This is a genomic window from Paenibacillus sp. J22R160 (assembly GCF_059692135.1).
The window spans coordinates 249638-273362 of the sequence record NZ_JCAUAU010000007.1 but is presented as its reverse complement, the minus strand read 5'-3'; the positions used below and the strand labels follow the sequence as shown (position 1 = coordinate 273362).

General features: G+C 48.1%; 18 protein-coding genes and 1 riboswitch. Of the genes, 6 read left to right on the top strand and 12 right to left on the bottom strand.

Going from position 1 to position 23725, the window contains the following annotated elements:
- Positions 1 to 393 precede the first annotated feature (393 nt).
- From AC58UW_RS18150 to bcp, 7 genes are all read right to left on the bottom strand, one after another.
- Positions 394 to 1797, bottom strand: a complete 1404-nt coding sequence (locus AC58UW_RS18150; RefSeq protein ID WP_497422017.1) for an NCS2 family permease — start codon at positions 1795 to 1797, stop codon at positions 394 to 396.
- 142 nt (positions 1798 to 1939) lie between these two features.
- A riboswitch (purine riboswitch) is annotated at positions 1940 to 2040 on the bottom strand.
- Between the two features lie 89 nt (positions 2041 to 2129).
- A complete protein-coding gene (guaA, locus tag AC58UW_RS18145; RefSeq protein WP_497422016.1) occupies positions 2130 to 3668 on the bottom strand; it encodes a glutamine-hydrolyzing GMP synthase in 1539 nt (512 codons plus the stop codon).
- A gap of 164 nt (positions 3669 to 3832) precedes the next feature.
- Positions 3833 to 6193, bottom strand: coding sequence for a transglutaminase TgpA family protein (locus AC58UW_RS18140; protein WP_497422015.1), 2361 nt, complete (start codon positions 6191 to 6193; stop codon positions 3833 to 3835).
- The gene (locus AC58UW_RS18135; RefSeq protein ID WP_497422014.1) at positions 6180 to 7394 is read right to left on the bottom strand and encodes a DUF58 domain-containing protein; all 1215 of its coding nucleotides are present in this window, start codon (positions 7392 to 7394) and stop codon (positions 6180 to 6182) included. The genes AC58UW_RS18140 and AC58UW_RS18135 overlap by 14 nt, the downstream gene beginning before the upstream one ends.
- An 11-nt stretch (positions 7395 to 7405) precedes the next feature.
- Positions 7406 to 8383 carry an AAA family ATPase gene (locus tag AC58UW_RS18130; protein ID WP_497422013.1) on the bottom strand — a complete coding sequence of 326 codons (978 nt, stop codon included), beginning with the start codon at positions 8381 to 8383 and terminating at the stop codon, positions 7406 to 7408.
- A gap of 65 nt (positions 8384 to 8448) precedes the next feature.
- Positions 8449 to 9903: a polysaccharide deacetylase family protein gene (locus tag AC58UW_RS18125; RefSeq protein WP_497422012.1), complete on the bottom strand. Its 1455-nt coding sequence runs from the start codon at positions 9901 to 9903 to the stop codon at positions 8449 to 8451.
- A gap of 388 nt (positions 9904 to 10291) precedes the next feature.
- Complete coding sequence (bcp, locus tag AC58UW_RS18120; RefSeq protein WP_497422011.1) at positions 10292 to 10771, bottom strand: thioredoxin-dependent thiol peroxidase; 480 nt, start codon at positions 10769 to 10771, stop codon at positions 10292 to 10294.
- 157 nt (positions 10772 to 10928) lie between these two features.
- Here bcp and AC58UW_RS18115 point away from each other — a divergent pair, with 157 nt between their 5' ends.
- From AC58UW_RS18115 to AC58UW_RS18095, 5 genes are all read left to right on the top strand, one after another.
- Positions 10929 to 12176, top strand: a complete 1248-nt coding sequence (locus tag AC58UW_RS18115) for a DUF6612 family protein (protein ID WP_497422010.1) — start codon at positions 10929 to 10931, stop codon at positions 12174 to 12176.
- 141 nt (positions 12177 to 12317) lie between these two features.
- The gene (locus tag AC58UW_RS18110) at positions 12318 to 13013 is read left to right on the top strand and encodes a response regulator transcription factor (RefSeq protein ID WP_497422009.1); all 696 of its coding nucleotides are present in this window, start codon (positions 12318 to 12320) and stop codon (positions 13011 to 13013) included.
- A complete protein-coding gene (locus AC58UW_RS18105) occupies positions 13006 to 14016 on the top strand; it encodes a sensor histidine kinase (RefSeq protein ID WP_497422008.1) in 1011 nt (336 codons plus the stop codon). The genes AC58UW_RS18110 and AC58UW_RS18105 overlap by 8 nt, the downstream gene beginning before the upstream one ends.
- Before the next feature lie 98 nt (positions 14017 to 14114).
- On the top strand, positions 14115 to 14876 hold the full coding sequence (locus AC58UW_RS18100) for an ABC transporter ATP-binding protein (protein ID WP_497422007.1): 762 nt from the start codon (positions 14115 to 14117) through the stop codon (positions 14874 to 14876).
- Entirely contained in the window at positions 14866 to 16812 is a 1947-nt protein-coding gene (locus AC58UW_RS18095; protein ID WP_497422006.1) for an FtsX-like permease family protein, read from the top strand. Before AC58UW_RS18100 ends, AC58UW_RS18095 begins: the two co-directional genes overlap by 11 nt.
- 12 nt (positions 16813 to 16824) lie before the next feature.
- Here AC58UW_RS18095 and AC58UW_RS18090 read toward each other — a convergent pair whose 3' ends face one another.
- The 5 genes from AC58UW_RS18090 to AC58UW_RS18070 form a co-directional block, all read right to left on the bottom strand.
- A complete protein-coding gene (locus tag AC58UW_RS18090; RefSeq protein WP_497422005.1) occupies positions 16825 to 17745 on the bottom strand; it encodes an RNA polymerase sigma-70 factor in 921 nt (306 codons plus the stop codon).
- 27 nt (positions 17746 to 17772) lie between these two features.
- Positions 17773 to 19077, bottom strand: coding sequence for a phytoene desaturase family protein (locus tag AC58UW_RS18085; RefSeq protein WP_497422004.1), 1305 nt, complete (start codon positions 19075 to 19077; stop codon positions 17773 to 17775).
- A gap of 750 nt (positions 19078 to 19827) precedes the next feature.
- Positions 19828 to 20616: an ABC transporter permease gene (locus tag AC58UW_RS18080; protein WP_497422003.1), complete on the bottom strand. Its 789-nt coding sequence runs from the start codon at positions 20614 to 20616 to the stop codon at positions 19828 to 19830.
- 3 nt (positions 20617 to 20619) lie between these two features.
- Positions 20620 to 21414, bottom strand: coding sequence for an ABC transporter permease (locus AC58UW_RS18075; RefSeq protein WP_497422002.1), 795 nt, complete (start codon positions 21412 to 21414; stop codon positions 20620 to 20622).
- A complete protein-coding gene (locus tag AC58UW_RS18070) occupies positions 21407 to 22462 on the bottom strand; it encodes an ABC transporter ATP-binding protein (RefSeq protein ID WP_497422001.1) in 1056 nt (351 codons plus the stop codon). The genes AC58UW_RS18075 and AC58UW_RS18070 overlap by 8 nt, the downstream gene beginning before the upstream one ends.
- 206 nt (positions 22463 to 22668) lie before the next feature.
- Here AC58UW_RS18070 and AC58UW_RS18065 point away from each other — a divergent pair, with 206 nt between their 5' ends.
- Positions 22669 to 23706, top strand: coding sequence for an LCP family protein (locus AC58UW_RS18065; protein WP_497422000.1), 1038 nt, complete (start codon positions 22669 to 22671; stop codon positions 23704 to 23706).
- Positions 23707 to 23725 lie beyond the last annotated feature (19 nt).

Below are 23725 nucleotides of genomic sequence, written 5' to 3'. Positions count from 1 at the left end.
TATTAGGCACGCCGCCAGCGTTCGTCCTGAGCCAGGATCAAACTCTCCATAGTAGAAAAGCTTAATTGTACTCATTGACTTGCTAGCGAGATTATAAATAATCTCTATTTTTGAACGATTTCTCGTTCGTGCTTACTCACTCGTTGTTCAGTTTTCAAAGATCAATTTCTTCCTTATTCATCCATCGCCTTCAAAAGCGACCTGATCAATATACCACATCAGCCTATTCGATTGCAAGAACTTTTTTTCAGTTACTTTCGTTCTTTCGTTCGACCGCCGAAGCGACAAGAAGTAATATAACAAATGCGCAAAGGCATTGCAAGTCTTTTTCTAATTGTAAAATATGGTAACAAAAAAGCCCCGGTGCATAATGCCACCAGAGCTTAAAGCTTTTTAACCTTGACTTCCTATAAAGACGTAACGAGCTATAACAAGAATCGCTAGTACCCACATGAGCCAGTGGATGGAATAACGCTTCTCACTTTTGCCACCCAAGTTCGCTGCTGCTGCCAATACCACATAGGTAACAACACCAAAGGAAATACCATTCGCAATATTGTAAGTGAAAGGCATCAATACAATAGTAAGGAACGCTGGAATCGCGATAACGAAGTCTTGGAAATCAATCTCACGAATCGATTGCACCATCAGAACACCAACAACGATCAAGGCAGCCGCAGTAGCGGAACCAGGAATCAGCATTGCAATTGGAGCGAGGAACAGAGCAAGCAAGAAACATACGCCCGTAGTTACAGCCGTCAAACCAGTGCGTCCACCCTCTGCAACACCCGCTGCGCTTTCTACGAAAGCAGTAACGGTACTTGTCCCAACTAATGCACCACCGCTAACACCGATTGCATCAACGAACATCGCTTTACCTACACGCTTGTTGCCTTCTTCTTTGTTCTTCATAATACCAGCGCGATTCGCTGTTCCAACCATGGTGCCGAATGTATCAAACAACTCAACGAATGTAAATGTAGCGATGACAGAAACAATCCCCGTCGTCATAATCCCTGCAAAATCAAAGTCAGCGAAACGAAGCTTACTTAAATCCGGAACCCATGTCGTATCTGCACTCGTCAAGGTACCTAAATTAACCATACCCATGAAGTAACCGATAATTGTAGTAGCCAAAATGCCGAACAAGATAGCACCGCGAATGCGTAGTACCATAAAAATGGAAATCAACAGAATACCAATAATCGTTAGAATAACGCTTTTATCTTCTAATGAACCCATATGAAACACAGTTTCAAATGAAAGAACATCTGTAAATTGATGCGCTTTGATATCATTGCCGCTTTCTACAGCAACAGTAAGAATACCGCTGTTCTTGAACCCGATCATAGCGATAAACAATCCGATCCCCACCGTAATTGCATGCTTCAAGCTATCTGGAACAGCGACTAGGAGCATCTGACGGATTCTGGTCACGGTTAAAATAATAAAGATGATCCCCGAGATAAATACGGCGGTTAGCGCCATCGAAAACGTAAACTTACCTTGTGATGTCAAGATAATCGTTGCAAAATAAGCGTTCAAGCCCATTCCCGGCGCAAGCGCAACAGGAAAGTTAACGAATAACCCCATAGCAATCGTCATGACACCCGCAGCAATCGCTGTTGCCAAGAAAATCGACGTCCAGTCCCCGCCGGTAGCTCCCGTTTTAAAAGCGCTCAGCACGTCTGGGTTGACTGCAAGGATGTAAGCCATTGTCATGAACGTTGTGATCCCCGCCATGATTTCCGTTCTTACGGTCGTGCCGTTTTGTTTCAATTTGAAAAAGCGATCCATTTTTCCTACTCCTCCTAAAACGAATGGTGGGGAACAGCAAAAAACCCGGAATCATATTGCCTGATTCCGGGTACGAAAAAGGAGCTTCCCTATGAGAGTTGCCCCTTCTATGCTTAGCACAAAAAGTCGTAGTAACTCACACAGATTCCGTCCTTTTTTTCGTAGCCAGATCATTTGCGGTGATCTCGTAGAAACTCTCGGGCCAATCCCCAAGATTATACGAAAAACTGTTATCCATTTCACATTTTAGTGCGGAACTAACCCTTTGTCAATAAAAAAGACGAACGTTCAAGGGTTAATTTTTCCCAGAACGTTCGTCTTTTCCGTTTTATCTATTCCCACTCAATCGTAGCAGGCGGTTTGGACGTAATGTCGTAGACAATACGGTTTACATTTTCCACTTCGTTCACGATACGAACGGAGATTTTCTCGAGCACATCCCATGGGATACGCGCCCAGTCAGCTGTCATGCCGTCGATGGAAGTTACTGCGCGAATGCCTACGGTGTAGGAGTATGTTCTAGCGTCTCCCATAACCCCAACGCTTTTCATGCCCGGAAGAGCCGTGAAGTATTGCCAGATCTCGCGATCCAGACCTGCTTTTGCGATTTCGTCGCGCAGGATGGCGTCGGATTCACGAACGATTTTCAATTTATCCTCAGTTACCTCGCCGAGTACACGAATAGCCAGGCCAGGACCTGGGAATGGTTGTCTCCACACGATCGCTGCAGGAAGACCGCACTCTTCGCCCACTTTACGCACTTCGTCTTTGAACAACGTTTTGAGCGGCTCGATTAGCTTGAACTTCATATCTTTCGGCAATCCGCCTACGTTATGATGCGATTTAATCGTTTGGGCTGTGGCTGTACCGCTTTCTACGATATCCGTGTAAAGCGTACCTTGCGCCAGGAACGTAAAGTCATCGAATTGGCCGGACTCCTCTTCGAACACGCGAATAAATTCGGTACCGATAATTTTACGTTTTTGCTCCGGATCGTCTACGCCGGCCAATTTGCCGAGGAAACGTTCACGCGCATCGATTTTGACCACATGCATATCGAATTTGCCAACAAATGTCTCCATTACGCTTTCTGCCTCGCCTTGACGCAGCAAACCATGATCTATGAACATACACGTCAATTGTGGACCAATCGCTTTATGCAAAAGGATCGCAACAACGGATGAATCCACACCGCCGCTAAGCGCGCAAAGGACTTTCTTGTCGCCGACTTCTTGACGAAGCTCTTTGATCATATCCTCAACGAAGGAGGACATTGTCCAATCACCTTCACAACCGCAAACGCCGTAGATGAAGTTATGGATCATTTCATTCCCTTGAAGGGAGTGACGAACTTCCGGGTGGAACTGTACCGCATGAATATTGCGTTCACGATTGCTCATTGCAGCAATTTCAAGGGAATCCGTGCTCGCTTCGATCACGAAACCTTCAGGAAGAACGGAAACGTGGTCGCCATGGCTCATCCATACCGTTTGTTTCGCTTCTAAACCTTTCACGAGCGGGCTTTCATTGGTAAAAGAAAGATCTGCCTTGCCATATTCACGCGTATGCGCGCGTTCAACTTTACCGTTCAATTGATGAGCAATTAACTGCATGCCGTAGCAAATCCCCAAAATCGGAATCCCCAAATCAAAAATTTGCGGATCAACAGCTGGAGCTCCCTCACCGTACACGCTTGATGGACCGCCTGAGAACACAATACCCTTCGGCTGAAGCTCGCGAATTTTCTCAACCGTTGTATTGAACGGCAGCAGTTCGCTGTACACGCCCAAATCACGAATTCGTCTAGCAATCAGCTGGTTGTACTGGCCTCCAAAATCTAAAACGACGATCATTTCACTCGGTTTACTCATTATCCGACCTCCTAATTTCATAGCGGTTTTATGTTTTTGGGCTCCCCGAAAAGTAATAGGAATGAGCGACAAAGCATCTCTTCACTTTCTGGGGTACCCTTGTCCGCTTACCGCTATTTATAGGTACTAATTTTAAACATTAAGTACCTAGGATGTAAAGGGGTTTAATGTGTCTTTTGAATGGCTTTCCATATTGCCATAATTTCCCGCTTCGTATAATGCGAAGAATTGATGGCATCATAGCGGATGCTTTCATAGATTAAAGCGAACTTAAGCAGCGCTTGTTTTTGTCCTTGATGTTTGAAGCTCAACGCTGTTACATAGTCTCTCACGGTTTGATCCTTAGGTTTGACGCCGTACTTGCGGAATAACTGGAGCCATAAACGATCCATATAAGGAATCATGGGATGCGGATTGTTTAAGCCGTGTTTGTAAAATGGAACGAGCGCTGCGTTGACCAGGAAACCTTTTCGCTTCAGCAGAAGGACAATAGACGCCAGCACCAGGAGGCTCCCAAGCAGCAGAATGAGAAAGTTACGATTTGACTCGGCGTAATCAATGACTGTATGTTTCGTTGCCTGCAGCCACTCGCTTGAGCTCGTTGTAAATTTCTCCGGCACCGGAATGTTCATAAGTGAAGCTGTCATCGCAGATTGCTCCATGGCGGCCGTCGTTAAGGTCTCTCTTGGATGGTCGGAAGAAATACCTGAGAATCCCGGCGTAGGCTCAAACGGCACCCAACCCATGGATGGAAAATAAACTTCTACCCAGGAGTGCGCATCCTGATTGCGAACCAGCACTTCTTGAAGCTGATCCGCCCCACTGTCAGCCGATTGCAGCGTTCCAGGCGCGAAACCTTTTACCCAACGAGCAGGCACTCCGACAGAACGCAGCATCACAACCATCGACGTTGAGAAATGATCACAATAGCCAACCTTATCCACGAACAAAAAGTGGCTGACAAAGTCCTCACTGCGGCTTGGAGCCGTCGGCTTCTCAAGGCTGTACGTATAGGTATGACTCAAATACTGCTCAATTGCAACGGCTTTGGCATATGGTGTGGGCCGATTGGCTGTTATTTGTTCGGCCATGCTGCGAACCGACTTCGGCAATGTTGCCGGCAGCTGCAAATAATCGTCTGCAATCTCAGACGGATAGGAGCCATTATCCGAGTTCAGCAACGTGGGATCTTCCTTAACAGGCTGCACGGTTATTTTGTAATAAGACAAAGGATCTGCGATCTCAGGCAAAGCTACTTTACCGCTGAACGGAGACTTGAGCAGGATATCCGGTGATAACGGACTCCCCTTTTCCGTCAGAAGAGAGTCTACACCAAGTAGATTGCCACCTAAGAACAACTGCTTATTCGGTGATTTATCACTCAACAAAACCTCTTGTGTAACAAGCCTTCCCGTACCTGTTTGAACAGGCGCTGCATACGATTCAAGCGTTTGGTTCGTTTGGGTCCAGCCTTTGCCGTCGTAGACATTTTTGGATTCTCCGCGCCAGTAAGTCAGCTCTGAGGTTTTGGCTGTGAAAACCGGAGTCGTGTCAACTTGGAGCGGACCTCCTAAGGAGGTATCATTTTGACCGTAGCCTGATTTGGCCACAGCTCCCCCAGCATGCGTCTCCTCATTGTAAAGTTCAAACAAACGATCGGACATATACGCCCAGCTTACCGGTTTCATCAGCGGTTCCGGCTCAGCCTGCTTAGCCGAATACCATGCGGCTGCGGCTAGCACCCCCACGATGACTGCACTAACAGCCACCCACCTAAAAGCGCTTCCCGGACGAACTGAAGCAATTCCGTAGGTTTGCTCAATCCTAGAAAGGTTCAGCAGCGCTAGCAGAAAAAGTCCATATCCTATTGTGCGCATGATGCCTTGCACGGTATCCGCGCCAAATACCAATTGAAGAACAACCAGGTAAATTAGCGTAGCGGCGACAAACCACAGACTGTGCTGCCTCTGCAGCATGAGCGCCTGTATCACGGAAATAAGAAGCGACCAGCCCAGCAAAAATAACAAGGTCCTGAGTTCACCGCTGATGAGGTCGAAATGGGCTTGCATCAGATGACCGGCATCCCGAACGATCGTTCTAAGCAAGTCAATAACCCACGTTCCGGTTACAAAGGTTTCTCGGTTAAACATGAATCCGACAAATAGCAGGATCAATACGCCTTTGGCGGTCCAGCCCCAAGCGTAAGGAACCTTAAAGCAATCTATGGCGATGCATAACGCAAAAACGACCAATATAGGGCCGGTTTCAATCGACGTATCTGCCATCCATGCCAATGGATGGAGCCATTCTGAAATCAGTAAGAACAGCAAGAGAGAGATCAAGATGTCTCGGAAAAAGCTTTGGTGAAGCGGCGATGATGTCTCTGTGCTCGTCACTGCGCCGGCGTGGAAGATGGGTTTTGGCGGGATGACTCTCGAAGGGTGAACAGCCTCATCTGCCGTACGGGTCGATTGGGAAGATTGAAAGAGCATGCGCGAATCGCGCCGTGGTTCAAGCGGTTGCATCCGCGACACCTCCTTGTTTGGGCCACTGGTGAACGGGATGTGGCACTTCCGTGAAGCTGCAGCCTGCGGCCTGCAGCTGCGAGGCCCCCTCTCGCTCAGCGACCGAGAGGGAGGGCTTCGCGTGCACGTAAATCACGTGCACGGCACGGCGCCTGGTGCGCGCATCCGCGATCGCGCGCACCAGCGCCACATCCAGCGTCGATGTGATACACACCATCGACGCATCTGGCGGCAAGGCCGCCGCCTCTTTCCTGACGAGGTCAGGAAAGGCCATGACGGGCTTGCCGCCCACGCTCGCGAGTACTTCGTACGCGAGCGTCAGGTCTGGGCGAATCGCCGGCGCGATTCGCTTTCCGTTCGAGCTGCTGGCGAAGCCGCAGCTCTCGCGCCCGCCAGCGGCGGCTTCGAAGAAGCCTGCCGCGAGGGCGACGCCCTTCTCCAGCAGCGGCTGAGCCGCTTCGGCTGGAGTCGCCGCAGGCGCCGCATCGAGCAGCAGCATCCGCTTCGCGGAGGCGGCCTGCTCGGGGTCTTTGGTCATCAGCCGGTTCAACCGGGCTGTGGATTTCCAGTGGATGCGGTGATACGGATCACCGCTGGCATAGTCACGGATACCGCTGATCAGCGGTGTCTCCGCTTTGGGACCGCGGGCGGTAGGCACGTCGCCGTCGTCCGCGTGAAAGGTCATGCCGGAGCGGCTGAGCGTATCTGCCTTCGGATAGACGACGCACCGGTGGATCTCGTCCCGGTGCGTTCGGCGGACGGCAAAACCGAACATATCGCCGGTGACCGCTTCGCACCCCGCGAAGCGATAAACGCCGCGCATAAGGCCCGTTATTTTATAGTGGAATAGGAGGGTGGACTGAAACCATGGGAAAAGCAGCTTGCTGTAAACCAGCTTAGCCCCGCTTCCTTCATGGACCCACGTTTCTTTGACGACCAGCCAAGGCATCGGCATCCGCGCACGGTGCCCGATCCCGAGGGTGATTTTGATATCTTCCCCCGATACAAATACTTCTCCCGACAGCTGTCGGTTGATCGACAGCCCTTTGAACGCAAAGACATAAAAGAACCCGGCCTGAATCCAAATCAGGGTCAAGCAGATTCCTAAATACCAGGCAGCGAACCCGCCTTGCCAATAAACCAGCAGAACCGATAGGACACACCCCACAAAGAGCAGCGACGTTTTACCCCAGCTTTTCATGAATGCGCCTCCTACTTCGACGAAACATAGCGAAGTACTGGAGTTTGTGAGGAAACTAAGAGATCTGCCAGTATCCGTTCCGCCGACTTGCCCGTCATCCGGGCTTCGGAAGTCAGAATAAGCCGGTGCGTCCACACAGGGAGGACCAAATCTTTAATGTCGTCCGGCACAACGAAAGTTCTGCCTTTCATATATGCGGACGTTTGCGCAGCACGCATCAACGCGTAGGAGGCCCGTGGGCTTGCGCCGAGGTACAAATCTGTATGTTCCCTTGTAGCTAATGCAAGGCGAACGATGAAATCTTTTAACGTATTATCGACATGAATCATAGCTGCTTCTCTTTGTAATTGCACAAACTCATCCTGCACGATAACAGGCTTCACCTGATCGATGGGATGGCGGTCCTGGAGTCGGTCGAGCATCAGAATCTCTTGATCCGGCGTTGGATACCCTAGTGATAGCTTCATCAGGAAGCGATCCATTTGCGCTTCAGGCAGCGCATAAGTTCCCTCGTAATCTACGGGATTTTGAGTTGCCAGCAAGACGAAAGGCTTCGGCAGTTCATAGCCCACTCCATCGACCGTGACCCGTTTCTCTTCCATCGCTTCCAAAAAAGCAGATTGTGTTTTCGGTGAGGTCCTGTTGCATTCATCTGCCAATACGACAGGCGTCATCAAAGGCCCCGGGCGAAATTCAAAATCGCCTGTCTTCGCATTATAAACAGACACGCCCGTCACATCGGACGGCAGTAAATCCGGCGTACATTGTATTCTCTTAAACTCGCAACCAATGGTTCTTGCCAAAGCGCGCACAAGCATCGTTTTTCCCACACCCGGCACGTCTTCCAATAACAGATGACCGCCGCTTAACATCGCGATAAACGCCTGCTCGATCGTCTCTCTTTTGCCAACAATGACTTTCTCCACGTTCAGGATCATCCGTTCCACGAGAGGCTGCGGCTGATCGAATATTCTTGTCTTCGACTGCATAGTCAAGAAGCCTCCTTACATAAGGGTATGCTTCTAGTTTTTCCAGTCTTCTACTCTTTTAGACATTAGCCTGCTAGTGCAAATAGAGAGTTTTTTAGAATACTATTATTTTCTTTCAGCATATAGAATTGCCGGAATGCCATAGACACTTCCCGTCTGTCCGCTTCCATCACCGTGTCCGTAATTCTACCTCCTAGCGAATCTACCGTTTTGCGCAGAGGCACGACCATCGTCCCTTCCTGCAGCTCCATATCTGCGAGCGAGTAGGTTGCTACGCTATTTCCTAAAGCATAGGCGCGAATCGTTCTCGATGGTAAGTCATATTCGATATCATAAATGCCGTAATGGGCATTAGCTGTCTTGGTTTTATCCTGCCACTGTACATTTCCACCTAATTTCTCAATCAGAAAACGTAGTGAAAGCTCAATTCGATTCGATCTCAATTGATATTGGGCGGGCTCCAGGGTAACGCTGGTCCACCTAGAAAAATGGACCTTCAACGGTACGCTCGGCTGTATAGCGAGTAATGGCGACTTTTCCTCTGCTGCTGACACCTTTTGCTTCGCTAGCTGCTCGTCTGTGTTCTTAGGCTCCTCTTTGATCGGCTGCAGCCTCGGGTGCTGATGTACGGCCACATATTGCTGTGTTTCCTCCCATAGCTGTTGAAAATGAGCCGCACTCATGTTTCTTGACCACTTGGATTTCCCCACCTGGAATTGCTTCGGCTTCACGTCAGTTGTCAGAGGTGCGAAGGCATAACCCAGGCTTTTATAGTATTCAATCACCTTAGGCAGGATCTCTACCGTCGATTCATGCCCCGTGCCGTCGTGAAATAGAACCGTTAATTCATGCTCGAGCGGCGATCCCTTTACCGTTTGCCAGATCTCACCCGCCGGCACATTAACTCTCTTCGAGTCTCCACTGTCTACATTCCAGTCCACGACGGTATAGCCTGCTTTATCCATTAAATAGTAGTAATAGGCATCGAAATTGGTATAAGTTCCTCCAGGAGCGCGCACCAATTGCGGGCGAGTATCCGCGATGTCGGCGAACACTTCTTCACTGCGCTGAATCTGATCCCAAAACGTTTGAAAATCACTGTAAAGCTCTTTATATACATGATTATAGGAATGATTGCCTAAGGTATGTCCGTCTTTCAAAATTCTTTTCACCAGATCTGGATGCTCTGTGGCTTGCTCACCAAGCGCGAAAAACGTAGCTTTCACGCCTTCTTCCTCTAAAATATCTAGAACCTTACCCGTTAGCTTGCTAGGACCATCATCGAAGGTTAAATAAACCGTAGGCTGCTCAGGTGTTACATAGTTTTTCTCTTCCTGCTGCAGGCGCTTGCCCGTTTTGAGCTTTTGATAGACCTCTTGCTCATCTTTTGCGGAGTTTCCATCCTCCTCCGTGGCCTTTACAGGGACAGCAGAGAGAAACAGCGAAACTAGTAGTAGGATGACCATAGTGAGTTGAATACTTTTCCGTTTACTGGCTGCATGTTGAACTTGAAAACGCATGCGATGATCCCTCCGCTTGTTCTATCATTTTACTAACTGATAGAGTATATGGGAGATAAACGGGGAGTATGTCTCTTATCTAGCAGTAATTTTTCGATGCCGATTAGCGGTATCTCTCGGTATGAGAAAGGGAGCTAGAGTCCTCTATTTAGGCGTAATTGGCCGATTTCATGAGTTAAGCGGAACTACAGAGTCTTATTCGCTTCAAATTGCAGCATTTCGCCCAAAATTGAATACATAGAGGATCATAGTTCCCCTCTAGTTAGCGAAAGGCCGTTCTGGGATGAAATAGCGGACTGTAGTTCTCTCTCCCTCACCTTCCACGCACCCATCGCATCCATTGAAGCAAACAAAAAAGCTGCCGAGATTATCTCGACAGCCCCTTCTCTTACAGTGCTACAACCGCATCCAGCACCAACTGGACATGATTTTTTATCCGCACCTTACTCCATTCCCTCACTATGTATCCTTCCTCATCAATAAGGAAAGTCGAGCGCACAATGCCCATGTACTCACGTCCATACAGCTTTTTGAGTGCCCATACCCCGTACTTTTCAGCGACCTGGTGGTCACTGTCAGAGAGCAGCAGGAAAGGCAGCTCATATTTCGCGATAAATTTATGATGGGCGTTCAGTTCATCAGGGCTAATGCCGATTACTTCGACCCCGAGCTCGGCGAACTTGCCGTTATAGTCGCGGAAATCGCAAGATTGCTGCGTACAGGTCGGCGTATTATCTTGTGGGTAAAAGTAGATAACCACCTTTTTCCCTATGTAATCATGCAGGGATACGCTGCTGCCACTCGATGCAGGCAGTGTAAAATCAGGGGCAAGACGTTTGACCGTCTCTTGCTCTTTTTTCTTGGCCATTCTATGAACGCTCCTCTATCCATTCCTTCTTATCTCCCCCCATTATGCGATATTTGCAGCCTCACATCAAACCGCTATGACCAAAACTAGCGTGCATCATGAAAAACATGGTAATTTTAATAGGATGGTATAAAACTTAAAGGAGTGAAGAATCGTCATGCATCCTATTCAACGTATGTCCTTACTCTCTGCATTGGGATTGACACTAGCTCTCCCTACTTTATCAATCTCTGCCGCAGCCGCGGATGATAGTGCACTTGTTACACGCGGACAATTTATTAAACAAATTACCGACGAGCTGAAGCTGTCACCTTCGAACAAGCAAACTGTGCTGCCTTCCGACGTCAGTCCAGAGTCTCCCTATGCTGACACTGTGCGTATCATGCGTGAACGCCAAATCCTGCAGGGATATTCGGACGGTACCTTCCGTCTGAACCAAGCGGTCAGCCCCGCGGAAGCTTCCCTCATTCTAGGGAGATTCTTAGGCATAGCGGACAGTAAGGCAAGCTCCGTTTTGCAAAACGATTTCAGCGTTGATTTCAGCGGCCAAAATGCCGGCATTACCCTCGACACAGCAGGAGCAGCCATCAAAAAAGCGTTAGCGAATGACCCCTCAGTGTCTTCCTGGCTCGCTGCTGATCCAACTTCACCAACTGATCTGAAAACGTTCCGTGGTCACATGGAGATGGGCATGCATATTCTATTTCATCCAAATGCGGAATATCCGATGAACGACCTACAGACAACTGTCAAGTCAGACATCGCCTATAATAAAGATCAAGGCATTCATCAATCTATTACAACCATCGCACCTGGATCAGATATGGTAATGAAAACGATCAAAATGGAGCAATACATGGTCAGTCAAGGTATCTTCATGTCGATGCCGAGTGCAGCGAATGACGGCATTGAATGGTATGATTTGTCCAAGCAGGTGCCATTTTCCTTCGAACAGCTGATGGAGCTGCAGAAGAAAAGCATGGACGTGAGCAAAACCTTGGTAACGCCATATTTCTTCTACAAGGATCTTGGCACAACCGAGAAGGACGGGAAGAAGCAGCGCAAGGTCTCTATTCGAGGCAAATTGACCAACACCACCGATATTATCAAAACATTGAACGGGCTTGGCGGCAGCCAGGATGCGTTCAAAGAGGTTCTTAACTCCCCTGCGATCGCAGGAATGAGCGTTTCCTTATCTGCTGTGCTTACGGTAGATGAGCAGACCAAACTTCCTGTCAGCATGGATGGCGATTATATCGTCGATTATGCCGAGGACCCGAATATTCCACTGGATCATATGGATATGACGATGTCCATGACCTATCAGGATGTGAATCAGCCGATAGATATTCAATTACCTGAGGAAGCTAAGAAAGCGAAACCTCTCCCAATGCCTGCTCAATAAGCGCAAAAGATGAACCTTGATTCCCACTTTCGTGGAGGTTGAGGTTCTTTTGTGTTTGGTGGTGGATACTGTCCATTCGCACTTACCGCTTTTTTCCATTACAATGAATGTTAGAAATTTCTCGCAAGCAGGTGATTCCTTATGTTTAAAATATTACTGATCGAAGATGATGCCACTCTCTTCACGGAAGTGAAGGACCGGCTCGCTCAGTGGTCCTATGATGTGCATGGCATAGCGGATTTTGGCCGGGTCATCGAAACGTTCGCAGCCTTGAAACCTGATCTCGTGATTATCGATATTCAACTCCCCAAATTCGACGGCTTCCATTGGTGTCGAATGATTCGAACTCACTCCAATGTCCCCATTGTCTTCTTGTCCTCACGCGATCATCCAACGGACATGGTGATGTCGATGCAGCTTGGCGCTGATGATTTCATCCAGAAGCCGTTTCATTTCGACGTGCTTATCGCCAAAATTCAGGCTATTCTCCGTCGTGTCTATAACTACAATACGGAGCCGCTCAAGCTGAAAACCTGGTGCGGTGCTACGATTGATTATGAGAAAAATACGGTGACTAACGAGGCCGGTACGATCGAATTAACGAAGAATGAAATTTTCATTCTCAAATTGCTGATTGAACACAAGAATACAATCGTTAGCCGGGATGTCATCATTAACAGCCTATGGGACGACCAGCGGTTTGTCAGCGACAATACCTTAACCGTCAACGTTAATCGGCTTCGGAAAACGCTGGACGAGCTGGGGTTAGGCCGCTTTATCGAAACAAAGGTCGGGCAAGGCTATATGGCCACGGAAGAGGCTCATTTCCATGATTAGACGCTATCTCGTCGAAAGAAGAAGCTGGCTCCTTTTCTTTTTATCCGTACAGACCCTTGTTCTGCTTATTGCCTTTTTGGATATGGCCATTCCATTTGGGCCTATTCTGTACATTGTCTTTCTAACCACAACGTTATTTCTGATTTTTTTTATTTTTCGCTACAACAAAGAAACTCGTTTCTATAAACAGCTTGAGGAACGGGATAACAACCTGGACCTCTCTAGCATGGAAGGTGCGGATAGTCCCTTAGAGTCGATCGTGGAGACTAGCATGATAAATCTAGCTGAGCATCTCCGTCAATCTGCGTCCCGTAATCAGGTGGCATTGGAACAGGAGAAGGACGATGTGCTGGCTTGGATTCACGAAGTCAAAACACCGCTCACCGCGATGCGGCTCATGATGGACCGTCTGGAAGATGAGACGATGAAGACTACATTAACCTACGAGTGGCTGCGGATTCATCTTCTCTTGGATAGGCAGCTTCACCAGAAACGGCTCCCGTTCATGGAGAACGACCTGTATATCGAGCATGTGAATTTGGAATCATTGACCTATGCAGAAATTAAGACGCTAAAGACCTGGTGCATTCAAAAAGGTATTGGTTTCGATGTCGATTTCGAAGTGACGGACGTGCTGAGCGACGCCAAGTGGCTCGCCTTCATTCTGCGTCAGTTAGTGACGAACGCCGTGAAATACAGCGATCCTCATGCTGCGGATATCATCATCCGAAGCCGCCGCTGCAACGAGCGGACTGTTCTTGAGGTCATCGACCATGGCCGTGGGATCGAGCCGAAGGATCTGCCGCGCATCTTCGATAAGGGCTTCACCTCCACAGCCTGGCATCAGGACAGTGCCGCTACGGGGATGGGCCTCTATTTGGCGAAAAAGGCCGCCGAGTTGATGCTGATTCACATAGCCGTAAGCTCGGAGCCAGGCTCTGGCACAACCTTCACCCTCACCTTCCCCCAGCCGAATGAGGTCATGCGCATCACAGGCATGTGACAACCTTGTCACATGCCCTTCTTCTTTGTTCGCCCGATCGCAGGAGAAACGGGGCAGCTCTTTTTATAATAAAGCTAACGAATAAAGGAGTGTGTGAAATGACAATTCTGGAAGCAGTGAAGATTCATAAAAGCTACGGCAACAAATTCAACAAGCAAGAGGTGCTGAAAGGTCTCGATATCCGTATTGAAAAAGGAGAGTTCGTCAGTATTATGGGGGCGTCAGGCTCGGGGAAAACCACTTTGCTGAATGTGCTTTCCTCGATAGATAAGGTCAGCCAGGGCTCCATTCAAATCGAAGGCAAAGAGATTACGACCTTGAAGGACAAACAGTTAGCCGAGTTTCGCAAGCGTCATTTGGGGTTTATTTTTCAGGATTACAATCTACTCGATACCTTGACCGTCAAAGAAAATATTCTTCTGCCGCTTTCTATTACCAAAACTTCGAAGCAGGACGCTGAGACCAAATTCCAAGCTGTTGCGACTGAGCTGGGTATCTATGAAATCAAAGATAAGTACCCGAATGAAATTTCAGGCGGACAGAAACAGCGGACCTCCGCAGCCAGAGCGTTTGTTCACGAGCCGGGCATTATTTTTGCAGATGAGCCGACTGGGGCGCTCGACTCCAAATCCGCAGCGGATTTGCTGCATAAGCTGAGCGATATGAACGAGAAGCGGAAAGCGACCATCGTCATGGTCACGCACGACTCCGTTGCTGCCAGTTACGGGAGCCGGGTTATTTTCATCAAAGACGGGCAAATGTACACGCAGCTATATAAAGGGCAGGAGTCCAGACAGGCCTTCTTTCAAGATATTATGAAAACTCAGGCAGTTCTAGGCGGTGTGCAGAATGAGCATTAACCAGCTGATTATTCAAAATTTGAAGGCGAATATCAAGCACTACTATTTGTATATATTCGCTTTGATGTTCAGTGTCGCGCTTTATTTCGCTTTCGTCACGTTGCAGTACGATCCCGCTTTGGATCAGACCAGAGGCTCAATTAAAGGAGCAGCAGCCATCAAATCAGCGTCGATTCTGTTAATCGCAATTGTGGCCATCTTCAACCTGTATGCCAATAACATCTTTGTGAAAAGGCGCAGCAAAGAAATCGGCTTATTGCAGCTGATTGGCATGACGAAAACGTCGATTTTCCGTATCCTCAGCACAGAGAACTTCATCCTGTATTTCAGCTCGCTGCTTGTAGGAAGCTTTATCGGGTTCTCCGTGTCGAAGTTGATTCTGATGGTTTTGTTCCAAATTACGGGTGTCAACGCGATTGCAACTCTCCACTTTTCGACTCAGGCGCTAGTCCAGACACTTGTTGTGTTCGTGGCGGTCTATTTGCTTATCATGCTGGTTAACTATGTTTTTATTAAAAGACAAACCATTCTATCCTTGTTCCGAGTTTCCACATCAACCGAAATCAAAGTAAAGCGGATGTCCCTTGCAGAAGCAGTCCTCGGATTGATCGGCATGACGCTCATCCTGCTCGGGTATTATGTTTCATCGAAGCTGTTCAGCGGCGATTTCACGACAATGGTCGAGTTGTTCTCAGCCATGATCTTTATTTTGGCTTCGGTCATTATCGGCTCTTATCTCTTTTATAGAGGCTCCGTACGCATGCTGCTTAACCTCATTCGCAAGAGGAAAAACGGCTTTTTGAATGTCCGTGAGGTGCTCTCGCTCTCTTCCATCATGTTTCGGATGAAATCCAATGCCCTGCTGCTGACAGTCATTACAACCGTTTCCGCATTAGCCATCGCTTTGCTGTCTTTAAGCTACATTTCCTACTATTCTGCTGAAAAAACAGCAAAAAACGATGTACCGGCCCACTTCTCCATCACTCAAAAGGAAGATGCCGGCAGGTTCAAAGCGGCGCTGGATGCCCGACACATTTCGCATAGGGATACAAACATTGAAGTTATTCAGGCAAAAGCCAACATAAAGGGAATTCTTACGGGGGATATGAATGGGCTTATGGTCGATCCGAGCAATATGACGCTTTCCGTAATTAGCGACATAAATACGCCTTCCTACGATATGACGCCTGAACAAACCCTTTTTACCGGCACGAACGATCTGTTGACTAAATTTATGAGTTTTAAACATTCAGGGCAAATCGAGTTAGCCGGACAGCAAGTTAGTGCCCAGCTCACCTATTTAGGCTCGAAGAAACAGTCCATTGTCTCTTGGTACTTCACAAACGGCGGCATGCCGACTGCCATTGTAGACGACTCTGTCTTCCAGCGACTAAAGCAAGATCTGGTGCCCTCGCTGCAAAAGAAGTCATCAACGTATCAAGGCATTGATATTGTGAACGAGGCTGAGCTGCCGACAGCTAATCAGATTTTCGGAGAATTAGGCTTTGGTAAAGATGATCACGGTGACTCCCGGTTAGATAGCACACTTAACCAAAAAAATAGAATGGGACTTACTATGTTCATCGTCGGCTTCCTCGGTCTTACGTTCCTGATCACATCAGGCTGCATCCTGTATTTCAAACAGATGGACGAGAGCGAAGACGAGAAACCGACGTACACGATTTTACGAAAGCTTGGCTACACACAGGAGGATCTATTAAAGGGGATTCGCCGCAAGCAGCTATTTAACTTCGGAATCCCGCTTGTCGTAGGCCTAACTCATAGTTACTTCGCCGTTCAATCCGGCTGGTTCCTATTCGGAGCGGAGCTGTGGACACCCATGATATTAGTCATGGTGCTATATACCGCCTTATATTCCGTCTTCGGATTTCTTTCCGTGCAGCATTATAAGAAAGTCATCCGCAGAGCTCTTTGATAGACGATCTTCTTAAACATCTATATCCGCAACATGCCTCAGCTTATCAGGATTTACAACCAAATAGACAGCCGCAACCTGACCCCCTTCAACATGGAAAGTCATCACATTGTTCGGCTGTCCATCCTGATAGGATACAACACCCAGTTGTCCATTTACTGTCATCAATTCAAAACTATAGCCACTCGGAACCTTAGACAGTGCTCCGAATAAGAACATTGCAACTCGTTCTGCTCCCTCAATAGGCCGTATAGCCGCTCTAACCTTGCCCCCACCGTCCGAGTATAGGACTGCTTCTGTTTTGACGATGTTCAGCAATTGAGCCATATTGCCAGAAACTAAGGCATGTACGAATTGCTCAACGATAGCGTTAGCCTGATCCTCCACTGGCTGCTTAGGCCGTATGCTCTCTACACTCTCATCATTTTCATCGGTAAAGGAGCTGATCGCACTTTTGGCTCTGCGGAAAATCTGGCGGCAGTTCACGCTGCTTTTCTCCACAATTTCAGCAATTTCCTCATATTCGTATTGCAGCACTTCCCTTAATAAGAACACCGCCCTCTCTACCCAGGTAAGCTGCTGCAGCAGTAATAGGTAAGCGGTGGATAAGGACTCTTTTTGCGTATAAAATAGTTCTGGCACATCGCTCTCTCTACCCGTCCCCACAAGTGGTTCCGGCAGCCACGGGCCTACATAGACTTCGCGTGTTTTGCTCGCGGAACGCAGCTTGTCGATGCAGCGGTTGGTCACCATTTTGCACAGATAAGCTTTAAGATTCTGGATGCCCTGAGGATTTCTCTCATTCATATATAGAAAGGTTTCTTGGACGATATCCTCGGCATCCATGACACTTCCCATCATCCGATAAGCTAACGTGAACAAAAGCGGTTTATACGCCGTATACATCTGCTCGGCATCCCCTGCAGTTTCCATAGCTCACACCTCCTACTTATTACCATATTACGCTATGCTGCTGTTCTTTAAAATAGCGGCTGCGGCCCGCTTGGCGCTTGCTGCTGAAGCATCGGCGAGCATTTCGCCGTGCGTGACCCAATCTCCGGCCACATAGAGTCCGCGGACTCCCTCAACAGCCGGCCCTGTGAACCGGCTCGACCTTCCTCGATGCAGCGTGTCATGGACAACGGTGATATTCGGCAGGAACTGCCGTGCCACTACCTCATCTTCCCAACCTGGATGCAGGGTATTCATCGCTGCGGTGAGCAGGCGCTCATCGGCCTTCGGATCACCCTCCCCGGGGCCGTTATACTTCACCAAATGCACAACGAAGGTTCCGTTGTCGCTTAATTTGGCGTTCACGGTATGGTGAGAGAAGAAAATCGGTTGATCGAGGCCCATCGCGATGTCTCGCCCGCCTTCAGGCAATTTCCTCAATCCAAGATCCAAACATGCCGCCATGCAAGGACGAGCTTGATCCTTCCACTGCTTGAGCAAGGTACGGTCAGCCGCATCACTTACTAACTTATAAGTTTCAGACGGTGAGGCAGTGCTGATGACATTAGCCGCTTGGATATACTCGCCCTCGGCAAGCTCAAGTTTTTGAACTCTGCCATTTTCAAGCACGATTTCTTTTACATCTTTCCCGCTTACGATTTGTACACCGGTTTGGACTGCTAAGTCTCTTAGCTGATCCACAATCGTTTGCCAACCTCCATGAAGGTAAAGGACGCCTTTTAAAGAACGCTGCACCTGAGCCAGTGTCGGCCCCGCCAGCTGAAAATCGGGATCCTGCGCGTAAGTGGCCGTTCTGCATAGCGAGTAAAAGACGTGCCGGACCATCGGGTCCGATATCTGCGCCTCCGCCCAGTCCCTCAGGCTCATGTCCGGGATGCGGCTTGCGTCCATTCTGGTAAGCTTCATGACGAGCTGCATGAGCTGCATTTTACCCGACCACGTCAACAGCTTTGATGTCAGCATACTGGTGAGACTTGCAGGCATGGGAACAATTCGGTTGTTCCACATCGCCTTAATGTTGGATGAAGGCTTTCCTCCATCTAATTGGATTCCCAGCTCCGTCAAAACCGCATACGCTTGCCCTGCACGATACAAGGCATGCCCGCCCAGATTAAAAAAGGCGCCGTTCTTCTTATTCGTCATCGCCCGGCCTCCCAAGCGCGCAGCTCTTTCAAGTATAACCACCGTTTGCCCGCCTTTTGCCAGTTCAATAGCCGCGATTAGTCCTGCCAAGCCACCGCCTATTACCGCTGTGTCGTATTGCTTTAACTCGGATTTAAGCAACTCTGTCATGCTCCATCGCCTCCGTTTGGTCTTTTCCGTACATATGGCGAGTGAGGCATGCGTTTTGTGACAAAGGGCGTGGAGTCGGGTGCGTTAACGATGAAAAACATCGTTAATGCTGTGGGATCCCCGAGGGATTACTTCACAAATAACGCCGATTACTCCAGCTATTTGCCGCAAATCTTCCACTTTTTGTCCAACTAGCTGGATATTCTACCGTTATTTACCACATATCTAAGGAACTTCGCCCAGCTATCTACGATTTAGCTGGAGCTTCTACCGCTATTTCGTTTCCCGCCACTGAACCGTGCAGATTAACGGTAGTTTTTCCATCTATACTTGCTGAGGCAGCTGAACGGATCGTTTCTCTGGAGCTGTGCACTTGAGCATAAGGATTACTTTACAAATAGCGCCAACTACTCCTGCTATTTGCCTCGAGTCTGCCATTTTCTATCCAACTAACTGGATTTTCTACCGTTAATTTTCACATATCTAGGGAATTTCGCCCAGCTATCTATGTTTTAGCTGGAGCTTCTACCGCTATTTCGTTCCCTGCCTCTGAACCGTGCAGATTAACGGTAGTTTTTCCATCTATACTTGCTGGAGACAGCTGAACGATCGTTTCTTTGGAGCTATAAAGTTATGATAGAGGTGAAGGCGGTATCACCGGGATGTCTAGGCTACAGTCCGGGTCCCAGCGAAACGCAAAAACACCTCCAACCCGCATACGCAGTGTTGGAGGCCAAGGCCAAACTTATTTTACGATCCCGCACCGCGGTACCGTTTCACACCAATATTCCAAACCGTAATGCCAATAAAGCAGAAAACCACGCCCATGACCGGTGTCAGCAGCGCGAACCACTTCCAATTGGCCGGATCAATGAAATACGCCGCAGGATAAAAACCGACAAACGCGAACGGCAATATCCACGTCAAAATGCTGCGAAGCAGCTTATTGTAAATCGTAGCCGGATAACGCCCATAGTTCTGGATGTTCCAAATTAGCGGCAGAATGCCCGTAGGCGCATCAGAGTAGAAGCCAAGCGCCGTCAGCGAGATGTACACGCCAGCATAGATCAGGATCGAGCCCACAACCATCACGATGAAAATCAGCGGATCATGCCAATGGAACGGGAGCCCCAGCTTCACCCAAGAGTAGATCATGACAATCAGCCCCGCCAAAGCGCTAAAGAGCGAAGATGGACTGAGATTCTCCAGCATCAACTGCCATAAGTTGTAAGCCGGACGGGTCAGGATGCGATCCATTTCCCCTTTAACAATATATCGTTCACTGAAGCCCCACAGATTAAAAAAAGTGATGAATATGCCATAGGGGATCATAAAATAGCCGTAAATGAACAAAATTTGTTCTTGATTCCAGCCGCCGAGCGATTGTGTTTGCAAAAAAACGACGAGAATGAAGAATAAGTTGAGCCCATTGAACATCAAATCGGAAAGCACTTCAATCCAGAAGTCGGATCGGTAGGTGAGACGGGTTTTCATGTAGTTTTTCAGATACTCAACAACTAGGGAGACATAGAACGTCATGTGTTAACCCCCCTGTACGAATAAACGTGTTTTGGATTTGACCCAGAGAACAACCATGGGAATGAGCAGCAGCACGAACCATAGAACCTGTACACCGAGATTTTGAAAAATGGCTGCACCCGCAATTTTCCCTGTGAACACTGCGCTCGGCAAGTACGTAATGGCTTGAAACGGCAGCCACTCTAGAATCGATTTGGACCATCCCGGGAAAAAGGAAATCGGAATAATCAACCCTGAAAATAAGTCGACCGCAACACGCTTCATGCGCATTAGGCCTTCGTTATTTTCCAGGAAGAAAGCAAACAACCCCGTGATGATATTAAGCTGCGTATTGATCAGGAAACTGAAAAACAGCATCACAAAGTAGATTACCCATAGGCTTGGATCGCTTGGAAATTCAATCGGCAGCAGCAGCCAAATGAAAATCATGCCCGGCACGGTGAAGAGGAGCAAGCGAAAGACACCTTCTCCGAGTCCCTGCATCATTTTCACAAATACATAATTATACGGCCGGATGAATTGGATCGCCACACTGCCGTCTCGAATTTCATTGGCAATTTCCCGGTCCAAGTTATTGAAGTAAAACGCGCGCCCCATCCATGAAACCGCGACATACGTCGTCATTTGGCCCAGTGTCAGACCGCCGATCATCTCTTGCCCGCCATAAATGGCTTTATAAACAAAATAATAGGACCCAATATTGAGAGCATAGATCAGAATGCCGCTGTAGTAATTCACCCGATAAGCAAGCATCATGAGAAATCGCATGCGAATAACTTCTAAATACGCACTAAGCATGTGTGAAGGCTCCCTCTGGCTGCTTTGTTTCCTCTGGACGTTTCACATCAGCTGAACCTGCTTTATATATTTCTCGTACGATGTCATCCGTGTTGGTTTCATTGATTTTGATATCTTGAATTTGCACAACACCGACCACTCGGCTTAGCACTTCAGATACGTTCGCGCGCTCGTAAGGAATGAACACCTTGGCGGACAATTCGTTCTCAAGCTGCCACGCCACATCCAGACCACTAGTCAACTCTTGCAGACGTGGTAATGTAATCGGATGCTCGAACTGAAGCACCACTTCCTTACCTTTGCCCCACTTGGCTTTCAGCTCTTCCAGACCGCCATCATAAATAATACGGCCGTCATCGAGCATAATAACACGCGAGCAAAGCGCCTCAATATCCTGCAAATCGTGCGTGGTCAGCAGGATCGTTGTCTCATAGCGCTGATTAAGTGATTTCAAAAATTCGCGAATTTCTGTTTTCACAACGATATCCAAACCGATGGTTGGTTCGTCTAAGAAGAGAATCGCCGGATTATGAATCAGCGAAGCCGCAAGCTCGCAACGCATCCGCTGCCCCAGACTCAATTTACGGACAGGTCGTGATAGTAAATCAGATAACTGCAGGCGGTCGACAAGTTCGTCGAGGCGCTTTTTGTAGTCGGCTTCGGAGACACGGTATACCTTTTTCAACAATTGAAAAGATTCTACAACGCCGATATCCCACCACAGCTGACTGCGTTGGCCAAACACGACTCCGATTCCAGCTACGAACTTCTCACGCTCTTTAAAAGGAATGAAACCATTAACCTTAATGTGTCCGGAGGTCGGTACAAGGATGCCGGTCAGCATCTTGATCGTGGTTGATTTACCAGCGCCATTTTCACCGATATAACCGCAAATTTCGCCCTTAGGAATTTGAAAGCTAATGTCCTTCACAGCTGTAATATGTTTGTACTCTCTATGGAATAAATCTTGGAAGGCGCCCTTTAAGCCCCCGCGGCTCTGCTGAACTTGAAATTCTTTGCGAAGCAATTCTACATCGATGGCTAACATGAACTTCCTCCTGTCTAGGTAGACTCGGCTACACTTGGCTACATATAACGGCAAAATTCGCCGTAACTTGCTATCGAAGTTTCGTAGCATCTATAATATGGATCATAAAGATAAAATGTACAACAACTGCACCAAACTCATGACACATGAATTCTGTAAGAAAAAAAAGTACAGATTATACCTACCATAGAAAGGAGCGCAGAACCATGAGAATCATTAAACGAACCTTGCTCCTGATCGGCTTACTCCTGATAGTGGTGGCTGGTTATTATTCCTATTCCTTTTACCATTTTGCGCAAAATATATCGAATAAACCGGATGCGCCGAAAGGCAGCACACCCCTGATTGCCCAAACAGTCAAGGACAAGGGCGACAAATACACACCGCCGAAATGGGAAGGCAAGAATCGGGTTAATATTTTACTATTAGGCGGGGATTCCCGCGGCATGGTGAAGAATGAGCTGCCCCGATCCGACAGTATCATGCTTGCATCGATTGATCCAGTAACGAAGAAGGCTCACCTCTTCTCAATCCTTCGTGATACATATGTGAAAATCCCAGGCGAAGGCGAAGACCGCATCAACACAGCGATCACGTCAGGCGGCCCGAATTTGGCAATGAAAACCGTCAGTGACTTGCTTGGCATTCCGGTTCAGTATTATGTTTATACCGATTTCAAAGGATTCATAGCTCTCATTGATGCTGTCGGCGGAATTGATATTGACGTCGAAAAGGATATGAAATATACCGATTCAGAAGATGACCATGTGTATGATATTAATTTAAAAAAAGGTCTCCAACATCTTGATGGCAAAACAGCCCTGCAATATGTGCGTTTCCGGCACGATGCTTTATCGGATTTCTCGCGTACAGAACGCCAGCGGAAGTTCCTAACGGCAGTTGCCCAGAAAATGCAAACTACGTCATCTCTCATTAAATTGCCAAAAATACTGAACGCAATGGATCCTTACATTGATACGAATCTAAGCGTAACGGATATGCTGAAGCTTGCTTCCTTAGGCTATGAAGCCAAGGCTGATGGAATCGTCTCCTCCCAGCTTCCGCCGTCAGATCTTCTCGTCGAGAAGAACGTTCGAGGAGCTGCGGTCATTACGGCAAACAAAGATAAGCTGCAGCAGTATGTGAGGGACTTATTTGCTGGCAAGACGGACGCGGATACAGGTCCAACGAAGCCATCGCCATCACCTGCACCGAAGACTTCCGTGAAAACAACGGCGAGGTAATCGACGGAAGAGTTACGTA